Source organism: Erwinia sp. 198 (assembly GCF_003937915.1).
GTDB lineage: Bacteria > Pseudomonadota > Gammaproteobacteria > Enterobacterales > Enterobacteriaceae > Erwinia > Erwinia aeris.
The window spans coordinates 26,345-38,690 of sequence record NZ_RHUM01000013.1; the positions used below are offsets into that span (position 1 = coordinate 26,345).

The window sequence follows — 12,346 nt, forward strand, 5'->3', positions numbered from 1 at the left end:
ACAACGGAGGAACCGCTATGTCAAAAGATCCATTTAAGGAACGGGAAGCTGAAAAATATGAGAACCCCATTCCCAGCCGCGAATTTATCCTTTCCCATTTAGATAAACGCGAAAAGCCCGCCAGCCGTGAAGAGCTGGCGGACGAACTTTCTATCTCTGGCGAGGAGCAAACCGAAGCGCTGCGCCGCCGCCTGCGCGCGATGGAGCGCGACGGACAGTTAGTGTTCACTCGCCGCCAGTGCTATGCGCTGCCGGAGCGTCTCGATCTGCTGCGCGGCAAGGTTATCGGCCATCGCGACGGCTTTGGCTTTCTACGCGCCGAGGGCAGCAAAGACGATCTTTATCTCTCTGCCGAGCAGATGAAAATGTGTATGCACGGCGACGTGATCCTGGCCCAGGCAATGGGCGCCGATCGCAAGGGCCGTCGTGAAGCGCGCGTAGTGCGCGTGCTGGAGCCGCGTAACAACCAGATCGTCGGCCGCTACTTTACCGAAGCCGGCGTCGGCTTTGTAGTACCGGACGACAGCCGCCTGAGCTTTGATATTCTGATCCCGCCGGAAGAGCTGATGAACGCCCGTATGGGCTATGTGGTGGTGGTGGAGCTGATGCAGCGTCCTACCCGTCGCAGCAAGGCTATCGGTAAAGTGGTGGAAGTGCTCGGCGACAATATGGGCACCGGCATGGCCGTCGAAATGGCGCTGCGTACCCATGATATCCCTCACGCCTGGCCGGAAGCGCTGGAGCGCCAGATCGCCCAGCTGAAGGAAGAAGTGCCGGAAGAAGCTAAAGCGGGCCGCGTAGACCTGCGCGATCTGCCGCTGGTCACCATTGACGGCGAAGACGCCCGCGACTTCGATGACGCCGTCTTCTGCGAAAGAAAACGCGGCGGCGGCTGGCGCTTATGGGTAGCTATCGCCGACGTCAGCTATTACGTTCGTCCCGGCACGCCGCTGGATGACGAAGCGGTTAACCGCGGCACCTCGGTCTACTTCCCGTCGCAGGTTGTGCCTATGCTGCCGGAAGTGCTCTCCAACGGACTCTGCTCGCTGAACCCGCAGGTGGATCGCCTTTGTATGGTCTGTGAAATGACCATTTCCGCCACCGGCAAGCTGACCGGCTACAAGCATTACGAAGCGGTGATGAACTCCTGGGCTCGCCTGACCTATAACAAGGTCTGGAGCATTCTGCAGGGCAATCAGGAGCTGCGCGAACAGTATCAGCCGCTGGTGAAGGATCTGGAAGAGCTGCACCGCATGTATCTGGTGCTGGAAAAATCGCGCGAGCAGCGCGGCGGCATCTCCTTTGAAACCGACGAAGCCAAATTTATCTTCAACGCCGATCGCCGTATCGAGCGCGTGGAGCAGGTGACGCGTAACGACGCCCACAAGCTGATCGAAGAGTGCATGATCCTGGCCAATATCGCTTCAGCGCGCTTCGTGGAGAAAAACCACGAGCCGGCGCTGTTCCGCGATCACGATCGTCCGAGCGAAGAAAACATCAAAAGCTTCCGTTCCGTGCTGAACGAACTGGGCCTGACGCTGGGCGGCGGCAACAAGCCGCATCCACTGGATTACGCCGAGCTGCTGACGCAGATCTCTTCGCGTCCCGATGCCGAAATGCTGCAAACCATGCTGCTACGCTCGATGAAACAGGCGGTATACGACCCCGAAAACCGCGGCCACTTTGGCCTGGCGCTGGCGTCCTATGCGCACTTCACGTCGCCAATCCGTCGTTATCCCGATCTGCTGCTGCATCGCGCCATCAAATACCTGCTGGCGAAAGAGAACAACACGCTGCAGGGTAACACCACGCCAACCGGCGGCTACCACTACGAAATGCAGCAGATGCTGCAGTTTGGTCAGCACTGCTCAATGACCGAACGCCGGGCGGACGAAGCGACGCGTGACGTAGCCGACTGGCTGAAGTGCGACTTTATGCAGGATCAGGTGGGCGAAACCTTTACCGGCGTGATCTCCAGCGTCACCGGCTTCGGCTTCTTCGTCCGCTTAAACGATCTGTTTATCGACGGGCTGGTGCATGTTTCCACGCTGGACAACGACTACTACCGCTTTGACGCCATCGGCCAGCGCCTGATTGGCGAGTCCGGCGGCAAGGCCTATCGCCTGGGCGATACGGTTGAAGTGCGCGTGGACGCGGTGCATATGGACGAGCGCAAAATCGACTTCGCGTTGGTTTCAAGCGCGCGCAAACCGCGCGGCGAAGGCAAAACCGAGCGCGATCGGGCCAAGAAACCCGCCGCCCAGCACAGCGGCAAACGCCGCCGCGACCAGGGCAAAAAGGTGAACTTCGAGCCGGACAGCGCCTTCCGCAGCGGCAAAAGCAAAGCCGGTGCGGCAGACGGCGCGAAAAGTGAGAAAAAACCCCGCAAGCCGTCGGATAAAAGCCGTAAAATCGCCGCCGCGACGCGTTCCAAACGCGCCGCGAAAAAGACCGATACGCCCGCATCCTGAAGGCAGGCACACGCATAACTTCGCCGCATCCCGGATGCGGCACGTAACGACCAGTTGAGTAACAGTAAATGAGTGAAATAGTTTTTGGACTCCATGCCGTGCAGGCGCTGCTTGACAGCGATCCGCAGCGCTTTCAGGAAGTGTTTATCCTTAAAGGCCGTGACGATCGCCGTCTGCAGCCGGTAGTGAAGGCGCTGGAAGCGCAGGGCATCGTGATCCAGGTCGCCAGCCGTCAGTGGCTGGACAGTCAGGTCGAGGGCGGCGTGCATCAGGGGATCGTGGCGCGCGTCAAAGCTGGTCGCCAGTATCAGGAAAACGATCTGCCGGATCTGCTGGAAAAGCTGGAGAAACCTTTCCTGCTGATCCTGGATGGCGTAACCGATCCGCATAACCTGGGTGCCTGCCTGCGCAGCGCCGATGCGGCTGGCGTTCATGCGGTGATCGTGCCGAAAGATCGCTCCGCTCAGCTGAACGCCACGGCGAAAAAAGTAGCCAGCGGCGCGGCGGAAAACGTACCGCTGATCCGCGTCACCAACCTGGCGCGCACTATGCGCATGCTGCAGGAGGCCAACGTCTGGATCGTCGGCACGGCGGGTGAAGCCGATCATACGCTGTACCAGAGCAAAATGACCGGCCCGATGGCGCTGGTGATGGGCGCGGAAGGCGAAGGCATGCGTCGTCTGACCCGTGAACACTGCGACGAGCTAATCAGCATTCCCATGGCGGGCAGCGTTTCCTCGCTGAACGTATCGGTCGCTACCGGCGTCTGCCTGTTTGAGGCCGTGCGTCAGCGCGCGAAATAACCACTCCGGGGCGTGATCCGCGCCCCGAAATCCCTCTCTGCTCCTCGCCTGCGTCGTCCTCTTTTGCATACTGAGTGTGTGCCTACAGAAGGAGGTCAGGATGAACCGTACCCATCACGTTTTTAATCAGCCCCGTCCGCTGACCAACAGCAATCTGTTTCTTTCCGACACGCCGCTGCGCGAGGCCGTGCTGCGTGAAGGCGCGGGCTGGGACTGCGATCTGCTGGCTTCCGTTGGGCAGCAGCTGGGCAGCGCCGAGTCGTCAGAGCTGGGCAGGCTGGCCAACAGCTATCCGCCGGAGCTGCTGCGCTACGATGCCAGCGGCGAACGGCTGGACGATCTGCGCTTTCATCCCGCCTGGCATCTGCTGATGCAGGGGCTGTGCAGCAACCGCGTGCATAACCTGCCGTGGCAGGAGAATGCGCCGCCCGCCGCCTTTGTCGCGCGGGCCGCCCGCTTTATGCTGCACGCCCAGGTGGAAGCGGGTACGCTTTGCCCTGTCACCATGACTTTCGGCGCTATTCCGCTGCTGAAATCCCACCTGCCTGAGCCTTTTCGCGGCTGGCTTACGCCGCTGCTTTCCGACCGTTACGATCCGCATTTGCAGCCGGGCGGGCACAAGCGCGGGCTGCTGATCGGCATGGGTATGACTGAAAAACAGGGCGGCACCGATGTGCTGAGCAACACCACGCGCGCCGAACCGGCGGGCAACGGCGAATACCGGCTCACCGGCCATAAATGGTTTTTTTCAGTGCCGCAAAGCGATGCGCATCTGGTGCTGGCGCAGGCCAAAGGCGGGCTTTCCTGCTTTTTCCTGCCGCGTCTGCTGCCGGACGGCAGCCGGAATGCCGTGCATCTGGAGCGGCTGAAGGACAAGCTGGGCAATCGGTCCAACGCCAGCAGCGAAGCTGAGTTCTTTGCGGCCAGCGGCTGGCTGATTGGCGAAGAGGGTGAAGGCGTCCGGCAAATTTTAAAAATGGGCGGCTATACCCGTTTTGACTGCGCGCTGGCGAGCCATGCGATGATGCGCCGTGCGTTTTCCATTGCGCTTTATCATTGCCATCAGCGTCAGGTGCAGGGCAAAAGCCTGGTCGATCAGCCGCTGATGCGTCAGCAGCTCTGCTCGCAGGCCCTGCTGCTGGAAGGGCAGACGGCGATGCTGCTGCGGCTGGCCGGCGCATGGTCGACGGAAAGCGGTGAAGCGGGCAAACTCTTCAGCCGACTGTTTACGCCTGCGGCGAAATACGTCGTGTGTAGACGCGGCATCAGCTTTGTCGCGGAGGCGATGGAAATGCTGGGCGGTATCGGCTACTGCGAGGAGAGCGAGCTGCCGAGGCTCTATCGTGAAATGCCGGTTAACAGCATCTGGGAAGGCGCCGGCAACGTCATGTGCCTGGATGTATTGCGCGTGCTGAGTAAGCAGCCAGCCGTCATGGAGCTGCTGACCAGGGAATTTGAGGCAGTGAAAGGGCAAAGCCGCTATTTCGACGGTGCCTGGCGCCAGTTAAAGCTGCTGCTGCGCCATCCGCAGGAAGCCCAGGCGCGTGCGATCTGCGAAAGCCTGTTCAACCTGGCCTGCGGCGTGCAGGTCATGATGCAGCTGGAACCCTGCATCGCCGACGCCTGGTGCCGACAGCTGCGCGGGCCGGCGCCGCTGTCGGAAAAAGTCTGTCAGCGTTTGCTACTGCGCGCCACCGGCATTGGCTGACGGTCCGTAAAGCACCGCCGTTGAATACCAGCGGCCCGGCATGACCGTTTCGCTGACCATCTGGATGACGTAATACTTCGCGCCCGCCTCATTGGCTTTAGCGGCAATAGCCCGCGCGGCATCGTCTGGCGAGCCGCGTACCGACACGCTGACGGTGCCGAGCCGCGTCAGCGTCATGCTCTGCGCGCGCGCGATCTCCTGCGCCTGCGCCTGTACCGGCGGAGGCGGCTGCGGTGTGGTTTGGGTCAGGCTACAGCCCGTAAGCAGCAGCACAAAAAACAGGGATAACCTGGACATAAGCACTCCTCTTGATGGACTGCCTGAAGTGTAAGCTATCCCGATGCTTTATGCCTTGACGCGGAAAACCTGCACCAGATCGGTCAGATGATGGCCTTTACGGCTCAGCTCTTGCGCGGTCAGCTCTGAGGTAGCGACCAGCTCGGTGCTTTGGTGCGTCGCCTGGCCAATCTGGTTCATGGCAATATTGACCTGGCCGATGCCAGCCGACTGCTCTTTGGACGCGACGTTGATTTCGCTCATCAGCACTTTCACCTGCTCGATACGGCCAACGATATCCTCCATTGACTGGCGCGTCTGCTCGGACAGATTATGGCCCTGTACCACTTTGCTGAGCGAGTTTTCAATCAGGCCGTCAATCTCTTTGGCCGCCGTGGCGCTGCGCTGCGCCAGCGCGCGAACTTCCGCCGCCACCACCGCAAAGCCTTTACCGTGCTCGCCCGCGCGTGCCGCTTCCACTGCGGCGTTCAGCGCCAGGATATTGGTCTGGAAAGCAATAGATTCAATCACTTGAGTAATATCAGCAATGCTCTGTGAAGCGCTTTTGATATCGGTCATGGTCGTCACGGAACGCGTCACCGTTTCGCCGCCTTTACCGACCGCCGCCGCCGCTTCGCCTACTAGCGTCAACGCCTGGGAAACGTTAGCGGCGTTTTGCGCCACGGTGGCGCTCAGCTGCTCCATGCTGGCCGAAGTTTCTTCCACGCTGGCCGCCTGACGCGTGATCTGCTCGCTGATGTTTTCGCTGCTGGAGGCGATAGCATCCGTCCCGCTGCTGATCTCCTGAGCGGCTTCACGAACCTGAGAAACGATACGATCCAGCCCGTCGCCGATACCGTTGATCGCTACGATCAGCCTGCCCACTTCATCATGGCGCTGGGTTTTCAGCATGGCCTGCAAATTACCGGCGGAGTAGTGCTCGGCCAGCTCGATGACCTGCTGTAGCGGCCTGCTTATCCAACGATGCGTGGTGGTGATAAAGCCCAGCGCGAACAGCGCAACCAGCGCGGCACCCAGCGTCAGGAACAGATTGCGGGTATGTTGGATTGGCGCCAGCAGGCTGGCTTTATTGACCTCGCCTAAAATTATCCAGTGCCAGTCCGGCAGGTGATGCCAGGCCATGATCTGCGTTTCGCCGTTGGCGTCTTTGACTTGCACCTTGCCAGAAGTCTGGCTCAGCAACAGCTGGCGAGTAGCTTCTGGCCAGGTCGGCAGCTGGCCTTCGCGTTCAGGATGAAAGACATACTGGCCGCGAGTTTTGCCTTCGGCATCGCTCAGCACGGAGAAGTGACCGCTTTCGCCCAGCTTTTTCATCAGCACTTTTTCTCTGATCAGCGCGTACTGTTTAGTGATATCCACGCCGACAAACAGTATGCCGACCACCTGTCCACTGGCATCTTTTACCGGCTGATACTGCGTGATATAGCGCTTGCCGAACAGCATGGCGACGCCCTGGAAGATCTGGCCCTGCTGCGCCATTTTCCAGGCCGGGCTGGCGCGATCCAGTCGGGTGCCGATAGCGCGCTCGCCATTCTCTTTACGTAATGACGTCGACACACGAAGGAAATCATCACCGATACGCACGAAAACGGTTGAGATAGCGCCGGTACGCGCCAGAAAATCATCAACCAGGCTTTCGTCCAGATTCAGCGTTTTTAGCCCCGCACGCAGGACCGGCGCCTGATCGGCACCAATCGTTACGCGCTCGGTGGGATCGATGGAGAACTGCTTCGGCAAAAAGCTTTGAAAAAGCGCGGTATAGTTAGCGACTTCTTCGCTCAGCGTACTGTTGAACATGGCGGCCATATCACCGATACCGTCGACCTGATTTTCCATATTTTCCAGCGTTAATGCCTGCATTTGATTCGATGCGTTATTTGTCAGCGCCAGCGTTAAAACTAAAAATAATGCGGCTACGCTTAGCGAGGTTATTACCGACAGCTTAACGCCGAGGCTCCAGCGCCCAAATGCGAGAAATTTCATAAAATGGCCTGTATTAAAAGAGGGGGTCACAACGGTTAACGGCTGGGAAAAGAAAATATTTAGTGAGCGTTTCAGCACGCAGATCAATTAACTAAGTAATAAACTCAAATAGCAGCATGATTAGCTGGCTATTTGCATTTGTAGCCTGTAGCGCAAGGACTTAAGGGGAAAGTAATGATTGAAGTCAGTATGGAATTTTGTGCGGGGATTGAATGTCTGCACGCCGCGCCGACAGGCAAAAAAGGCGAGCCGCTGCCCACTATCCTTTTTTATCACGGGTTTACCTCGTCGAAAGAAGTTTATAGCTATTTTGGCGTGGCGCTGGCGCTGGCGGGCTTTCGCGTTATTCTGCCCGACGCGGAGATGCACGGCGCGCGCTATAACGGCGATAGCGAATATCGCCTGTCCCGCTTCTGGGAAATCCTGAAAAGCAATATTGATGAAGTGCCGCAGCTTGTAGCTTCGCTGCGGCAGCAAAATTTGATTGAGGGTACGCGCCTTGCGGTGGCGGGCGCCTCAATGGGCGGCATGACCGCGCTGGGCGCGATGGCGCGCTACCCCTGTTTTACCAGCGTCGCCTGCCTGATGGGGTCAGGCTATTTTATGTCGCTGTCCCATACGCTGTTTCCGCCGCTGGCAGCGAATACGCCCGAGCAGGCGCAGGCTTTTGCAGAACGAATGGCGCCGCTGGCGGATTATGATATCAGTCGGCAGCTGGAAAAAATTGCCGATCGGCCGCTGCTTATTTGGCACGGTGAAGCGGATGAGATGGTACCGGCGGCAGAGAGCGTGCGGCTGGAAAAAGCGTTAAGAGAAGCGAAGCTCGATGCCGGGCTGACGTTTCTCACGGAGCAGGGCATCGGGCATCGCATCACGCCATCGGCGCTGGAAGCCACGACAGCATTTTTCAAACGCCATTTATAGACGGATCACAGCCGCTGCGTAAGCCGTTGCGCAGCGGGGATCGTCACCAAAGGCTTGTCCGTCATCTGTCCCGTTGGCGAATCGATACGGTTTACATAGACGTAGCTGTTCGCCGCTTCGCTGGCTACGCTCTGCTCACAGCCGGTATCGGCAAGGGCGGGGGTGGAAAGGGCGAGTCCGAGTAAGGTGGCGATTGCGATGGTTTTCATGGTTCAACTCCACAATCAGGTAACAAATCTGACGCCGGGCGTCAGGGTCTTGTCTTCACCCTGTAAGTTTAGCGCCGTTCGCGATAAAGTGTATTAGTAATTCTTGCTTTTTACCGTCGCGCTTGATGGGCGGAAAACCGGCTAATTGCCCGATCCCTTTCGCTTCCCGCCGCCGCCTGGCCCAGGCTGACAAATAATTTACAGCCGACCGCGACTTTACCTTGAGTTTCCCCCCCGCCGCCAGTATGATTACGCGTCAATTTTTCAGCCGCACACAAACACGTTCCTTGCTTCCATGGGCCGCGGTTGACCCTGACAGGAGGCTGAATAATCCGTAAGGAGCAAATTCGATGCGTCATTACGAAATCGTTTTTATGGTTCATCCTGACCAAAGCGAACAGGTTCCTGGCATGATCGAGCGTTACTCTGCCACCATCACTGGTGCAGAAGGTACGATCCACCGCCTGGAAGACTGGGGCCGCCGTCAGCTGGCTTACCCGATCAACAAACTGCACAAAGCTCACTACGTTCTGCTGAACGTTGAAGCGCCGCAGGAAGCGATCGATGAGCTGGAAACTAACTTCCGCTTCAACGACGCCGTTATCCGCAGCATGGTTATGCGCGTTAAGCACGCGGTAACTGAAGCTTCTCCGATGGTTAAAGCGAAAGACGAGCGCCGTGAGCGTCGTGAAGATTTTGCTAACGAAACCTCTGATGAAGCAGATGCTGGGGATTCTGAAGAGTAATTGACCGTGGAGGCTAATCGGCTGACGCTGTCTGGCACCGTGTGCAAGACGCCGATGCGTAAAGTGAGCCCCTCAGGTATTCCACACTGCCAGTTCGTGCTTGAGCACAGATCGATGCAGGTGGAGGCCGGTTTTACCCGGCAAGCCTGGTGCCGCATGCCGGTGATTATCAGCGGCAAAGCCCATCAGGCCATTACTCAAAGTATAACGGTCGGCACGCCGGTCACCGTTTCAGGTTTCATTAGCAGCCATCAAGGGCGCAATGGGCTGAATAAGACGGTGCTGCATGCCGAGCAGATTGAATTGATAGATTCTGGAGACTAGCCAAATGGCACGTTATTTCCGTCGTCGCAAGTTCTGCCGTTTCACCGCGGAAGGCGTTCAAGAGATCGATTATAAAGATATCGCAACGCTGAAAAACTACATTACTGAAAGCGGTAAGATTGTACCAAGCCGTATCACTGGTACTCGCGCTAAATACCAGCGTCAGCTGGCTCGTGCTATCAAGCGCGCGCGTTACCTGTCTCTGCTGCCGTATACCGATCGTCATCAGTAACGGCTGTTGTCAATTAACGACTTTAAGAGGATAAGGTAATGCAAGTTATTCTGCTTGATAAAGTAGCAAACCTGGGCACCCTGGGCGACCAGGTAAACGTTAAAGCGGGCTACGCTCGTAACTTCCTGGTACCACAGGGCAAAGCTGTTCCTGCTACCAAGAAAAACGTTGAGTTCTTCGAAGCACGCCGTGCAGAGCTGGAAGCCAAACTGGCTGACGTTCTGTCCGCTGCTAATGCTCGCGCTGAGAAAATCAATGCACTGGGCACCGTTACCATCGCGTCTAAAGCAGGCGACGAAGGTAAACTGTTCGGTTCTATCGGTACTCGCGACATCGCTGACGCTGTAACTGCAGCCGGCGTTGAAGTAGCCAAGAGCGAAGTTCGCCTGCCGAACGGCGTTCTGCGTACTACCGGTGAGCACGAAGTGGACTTCCAGGTTCACAGCGAAGTCTTCGCTAAACTGACTGTAAACGTGGTTACCGAAGCTTAATCGCTTCTCTACCGCTAAAAAACGCCGGCCTTGCGCCGGCGTTTTTGTTTGTAAAAAGGGTTCGCTGAGTATTGCCGCGAGCCAAAGCGCCGGCGTTTTTGTTTGGCTAATGAACCTGCAGAAACGCGCCGTCCGGCTGGCGGGTAAATAAAATTTCCCCTTGCTCCGTAGTCACGGCCAGTCCCGTCACCACGCCGTGCGAATTCTGGCGGATCCTGACCGCCTGACCGGCCTGCAAATTACTGAGCGGCTTGTCGTTGCCTTCCACGCGGGACATCGCAAAAACATCATTTACCGGCAGATTGTGGTCGCGGAACAGCTGCGCCAGCGTTTGCCCGTTGGCAATCTGATAGTTAGTCCATTGTCCCTGAGCATCGCCTTTAGGCTGCTGGCTGTTATCCACCCGGTCGCCAGGCTCCGCCTGTAGCGGCACGTCTGTTGTGGTGCGCTCAACGTTAACGGGGCGCTCCGTCTGCTCCGGCTGTCGCGGCGAAGGCCACAAAAAAGCCAGCAAAACCAGCGCCCCGGCAAGGATAATGCCGCGACGGTGGAAGGACGGCAGCGGATCCATCCAGCGTGCAGAATCCGCCAGGTGCCAGAGCCAGTTGAACCACTTCGATAATGGTGACGCTTTAGTGACAGGCATGGCGTCTTCCTCCTTGCGCGATCCTCGCGCGAATAAAATAAACCGCTTTAACAAAGCCGGTCGGCGTTTCCTTCGTCTGCGGGCAATATGGCCCATGTTGACCTCTACTGAAATATAGCTGATAGCGCACTCTCCGCGCGGCTTTTATACCGTAAGCGGAGCAGCGTTATTGTTTCCTTTTACACTGAAAATGTCACCTGAAGAAGATGGCGTTTTACCCTTGTTGCCTGCGCTGTTATGCTTCGTCCTCAGTTTTATTACCAGTAAAGGAAAATCCATGACTACCCCTTCTTTAGACAGCGTAGAAGCACAAGCAAGCTACGGTATCGGTTTACAGGTTGGCCAGCAGCTGCTGGAATCCGGGCTGCAGGGGCTGCAGCCAGAAGCGCTGCTGGCTGGCCTGCGCGACGCGCTGGAAGGGAACTCCCCGGCTGTGCCCGTTGACGTTGTTCACCGCGCGCTGCGTGAAGTGCACGAGCGTGCCGACGTGGTTCGTCGCGAGCGTCAGCAGGCGATGGCCGCCGAAGGCCAGAAATTCCTGGAAGAGTACGGTCAGCGTGACGGCGTAAGCAGCACCGAATCCGGCCTGCAGTTCAGCGTCATCAAGCAAGGCGACGGCGCTATCCCGTCTCGTCAGGATCGCGTTCGCGTTCACTATACCGGCAAACTGATCGACGGCAGCGTGTTCGACAGCTCCGTGGCGCGCGGCGAACCGGCTGAGTTCCCTGTCAGCGGCGTTATCCCTGGCTGGATCGAAGCGCTGACTCTTATGCCGGTTGGCTCAAAGTGGGAGCTGGTTATCCCACAGAATCTGGCCTACGGCGAGCGTGGCGCTGGCGCTTCCATTCCGCCATTCAGCACGCTGGTATTTGAAGTTGAGCTGTTAGAGATTCTGTAACAGCCAAACCTGCCGGAATAGGTAAAATAAAATCCCGGCAGGTAATCAATTATTTCCCAACTCTGCCAGATAAATTATTAATGGCGTCAAAATAAAAATATTATACACTGATGTTCTTTTTTATTATTCCAGATGAATGTTAACTATTTTCTGAAAATATGTTTAATATTATATTTATTTTCTAATGGCTAATTTTAATGTTTGACTGCGCTGGTTTTTTGAAATAAATTCACGTCGTGGCAATGAATGCCATAGTAATGTTGAAGATATTATTATCAAGGAGAACTATAAATGCGTGAGTTAAATAATAATGAAATCGCATCTGTTGCGGGCGCTGGGCTTTTTTCTGATATCGGTAAAGGGGTAGGCTTCCTTGTCGGTTCTGTTATCGACCAGGGCGCCTCTGCCGGTGGCTTAACCACCTCTTGCGTTGATGCTGTTACCCAGCTGGGGGGAGGGATAGGTAAAATACTGGAGTTAAATATATCCGGCGCGATTAACGATATTGGCGCGGGAGTCGTTGGATTGCTGAAATATGCGATTGACTCCGTCAACAGCCTCAGCTTATCTGCAAATGCGTAAACTTCATTACCTTTGCTAATGAAAAAGCCAGC

14 protein-coding genes are annotated in these 12,346 nt (G+C 57.0%); 10 read left to right on the forward strand and 4 right to left on the reverse strand.

What is annotated here, in order from left to right; all coding sequences use genetic code 11:
- The first annotated feature begins 17 nt into the window (after window positions 1-17).
- The 3 genes from rnr to EGK14_RS17165 all read left to right on the forward strand — a co-directional run bounded on the left by rnr (window position 18) and on the right by EGK14_RS17165 (window position 4,982).
- Entirely contained in the window at window positions 18-2,471 is a 2,454-nt protein-coding gene (gene rnr / locus EGK14_RS17155; protein WP_125290317.1) for a ribonuclease R, read from the forward strand.
- A gap of 68 nt (window positions 2,472-2,539) precedes the next feature.
- Window positions 2,540-3,274 (forward strand): 23S rRNA (guanosine(2251)-2'-O)-methyltransferase RlmB, encoded by a 735-nt coding sequence (rlmB, locus tag EGK14_RS17160; protein ID WP_125290318.1) that lies wholly within the window; start codon window positions 2,540-2,542, stop codon window positions 3,272-3,274.
- A 100-nt stretch (window positions 3,275-3,374) separates the two neighbouring features.
- The gene (locus tag EGK14_RS17165; protein WP_125290319.1) at window positions 3,375-4,982 is read left to right on the forward strand and encodes an isovaleryl-CoA dehydrogenase; all 1,608 of its coding nucleotides are present in this window, start codon (window positions 3,375-3,377) and stop codon (window positions 4,980-4,982) included.
- On the opposite strand, the gene bsmA is transcribed toward EGK14_RS17165, so the two are convergent.
- The gene (gene bsmA, locus EGK14_RS17170) at window positions 4,956-5,279 is read right to left on the reverse strand and encodes a biofilm peroxide resistance protein BsmA (protein ID WP_125290320.1); all 324 of its coding nucleotides are present in this window, start codon (window positions 5,277-5,279) and stop codon (window positions 4,956-4,958) included. The genes EGK14_RS17165 and bsmA overlap by 27 nt on opposite strands.
- Before the next feature lie 48 nt (window positions 5,280-5,327).
- Window positions 5,328-7,262 (reverse strand): methyl-accepting chemotaxis protein, encoded by a 1,935-nt coding sequence (locus EGK14_RS17175; RefSeq protein WP_125290321.1) that lies wholly within the window; start codon window positions 7,260-7,262, stop codon window positions 5,328-5,330.
- Window positions 7,263-7,436: 174 nt separating this feature from the next.
- Between EGK14_RS17175 and yjfP the strand changes: the two genes are divergently transcribed.
- Window positions 7,437-8,186: an esterase gene (yjfP, locus tag EGK14_RS17180; protein WP_125290322.1), complete on the forward strand. Its 750-nt coding sequence runs from the start codon at window positions 7,437-7,439 to the stop codon at window positions 8,184-8,186.
- Window positions 8,187-8,191: 5 nt separating this feature from the next.
- On the opposite strand, the gene EGK14_RS17185 is transcribed toward yjfP, so the two are convergent.
- Window positions 8,192-8,395, reverse strand: coding sequence for a hypothetical protein (locus EGK14_RS17185; RefSeq protein ID WP_125290323.1), 204 nt, complete (start codon window positions 8,393-8,395; stop codon window positions 8,192-8,194).
- A gap of 350 nt (window positions 8,396-8,745) precedes the next feature.
- Here EGK14_RS17185 and rpsF point away from each other — a divergent pair, with 350 nt between their 5' ends.
- From rpsF to rplI, 4 genes are read left to right on the forward strand one after another with little or no spacing between them, the layout of a single operon-like run.
- Window positions 8,746-9,141 (forward strand): 30S ribosomal protein S6, encoded by a 396-nt coding sequence (gene rpsF, locus EGK14_RS17190; RefSeq protein WP_125290324.1) that lies wholly within the window; start codon window positions 8,746-8,748, stop codon window positions 9,139-9,141.
- A 6-nt stretch (window positions 9,142-9,147) separates the two neighbouring features.
- Complete coding sequence (gene priB, locus EGK14_RS17195) at window positions 9,148-9,465, forward strand: primosomal replication protein N (RefSeq protein WP_125290423.1); 318 nt, start codon at window positions 9,148-9,150, stop codon at window positions 9,463-9,465.
- Window positions 9,466-9,469: 4 nt separating this feature from the next.
- On the forward strand, window positions 9,470-9,697 hold the full coding sequence (gene rpsR / locus EGK14_RS17200) for a 30S ribosomal protein S18 (protein ID WP_000135199.1): 228 nt from the start codon (window positions 9,470-9,472) through the stop codon (window positions 9,695-9,697).
- 38 nt (window positions 9,698-9,735) lie between these two features.
- Entirely contained in the window at window positions 9,736-10,188 is a 453-nt protein-coding gene (rplI, locus tag EGK14_RS17205) for a 50S ribosomal protein L9 (RefSeq protein WP_125290325.1), read from the forward strand.
- A gap of 106 nt (window positions 10,189-10,294) precedes the next feature.
- Here the strand turns inward: rplI and EGK14_RS17210 are convergent, their stop codons facing one another.
- Complete coding sequence (locus EGK14_RS17210; RefSeq protein ID WP_125290326.1) at window positions 10,295-10,834, reverse strand: OapA family protein; 540 nt, start codon at window positions 10,832-10,834, stop codon at window positions 10,295-10,297.
- 277 nt (window positions 10,835-11,111) lie between these two features.
- On the opposite strand from EGK14_RS17210, the gene fklB reads away from it, so the two are divergent.
- Window positions 11,112-11,732, forward strand: a complete 621-nt coding sequence (fklB, locus tag EGK14_RS17215) for an FKBP-type peptidyl-prolyl cis-trans isomerase (protein WP_125290327.1) — start codon at window positions 11,112-11,114, stop codon at window positions 11,730-11,732.
- Window positions 11,733-12,023: 291 nt separating this feature from the next.
- The gene (locus EGK14_RS17220; protein WP_125290328.1) at window positions 12,024-12,314 is read left to right on the forward strand and encodes a hypothetical protein; all 291 of its coding nucleotides are present in this window, start codon (window positions 12,024-12,026) and stop codon (window positions 12,312-12,314) included.
- Window positions 12,315-12,346 lie beyond the last annotated feature (32 nt).

What these genes read in the sequence shown, in the direction of transcription:
- rnr (WP_125290317.1), top strand. Translation starts at nt 18, where the DNA reads ATGTCAAAAGATCCATTTAAGGAACGGGAAGCTGAAAAATATGAGAAC.
- rlmB (WP_125290318.1), top strand. Translation starts at nt 2,540, where the DNA reads ATGAGTGAAATAGTTTTTGGACTCCATGCCGTGCAGGCGCTGCTTGAC.
- EGK14_RS17165 (WP_125290319.1), top strand. Translation starts at nt 3,375, where the DNA reads ATGAACCGTACCCATCACGTTTTTAATCAGCCCCGTCCGCTGACCAAC.
- bsmA (WP_125290320.1), bottom strand. Translation starts at nt 5,279, where the DNA reads ATGTCCAGGTTATCCCTGTTTTTTGTGCTGCTGCTTACGGGCTGTAGC.
- EGK14_RS17175 (WP_125290321.1), bottom strand. Translation starts at nt 7,262, where the DNA reads ATGAAATTTCTCGCATTTGGGCGCTGGAGCCTCGGCGTTAAGCTGTCG.
- yjfP (WP_125290322.1), top strand. Translation starts at nt 7,437, where the DNA reads ATGATTGAAGTCAGTATGGAATTTTGTGCGGGGATTGAATGTCTGCAC.
- EGK14_RS17185 (WP_125290323.1), bottom strand. Translation starts at nt 8,395, where the DNA reads ATGAAAACCATCGCAATCGCCACCTTACTCGGACTCGCCCTTTCCACC.
- rpsF (WP_125290324.1), top strand. Translation starts at nt 8,746, where the DNA reads ATGCGTCATTACGAAATCGTTTTTATGGTTCATCCTGACCAAAGCGAA.
- rpsR (WP_000135199.1), top strand. Translation starts at nt 9,470, where the DNA reads ATGGCACGTTATTTCCGTCGTCGCAAGTTCTGCCGTTTCACCGCGGAA.
- rplI (WP_125290325.1), top strand. Translation starts at nt 9,736, where the DNA reads ATGCAAGTTATTCTGCTTGATAAAGTAGCAAACCTGGGCACCCTGGGC.
- EGK14_RS17210 (WP_125290326.1), bottom strand. Translation starts at nt 10,834, where the DNA reads ATGCCTGTCACTAAAGCGTCACCATTATCGAAGTGGTTCAACTGGCTC.
- fklB (WP_125290327.1), top strand. Translation starts at nt 11,112, where the DNA reads ATGACTACCCCTTCTTTAGACAGCGTAGAAGCACAAGCAAGCTACGGT.
- EGK14_RS17220 (WP_125290328.1), top strand. Translation starts at nt 12,024, where the DNA reads ATGCGTGAGTTAAATAATAATGAAATCGCATCTGTTGCGGGCGCTGGG.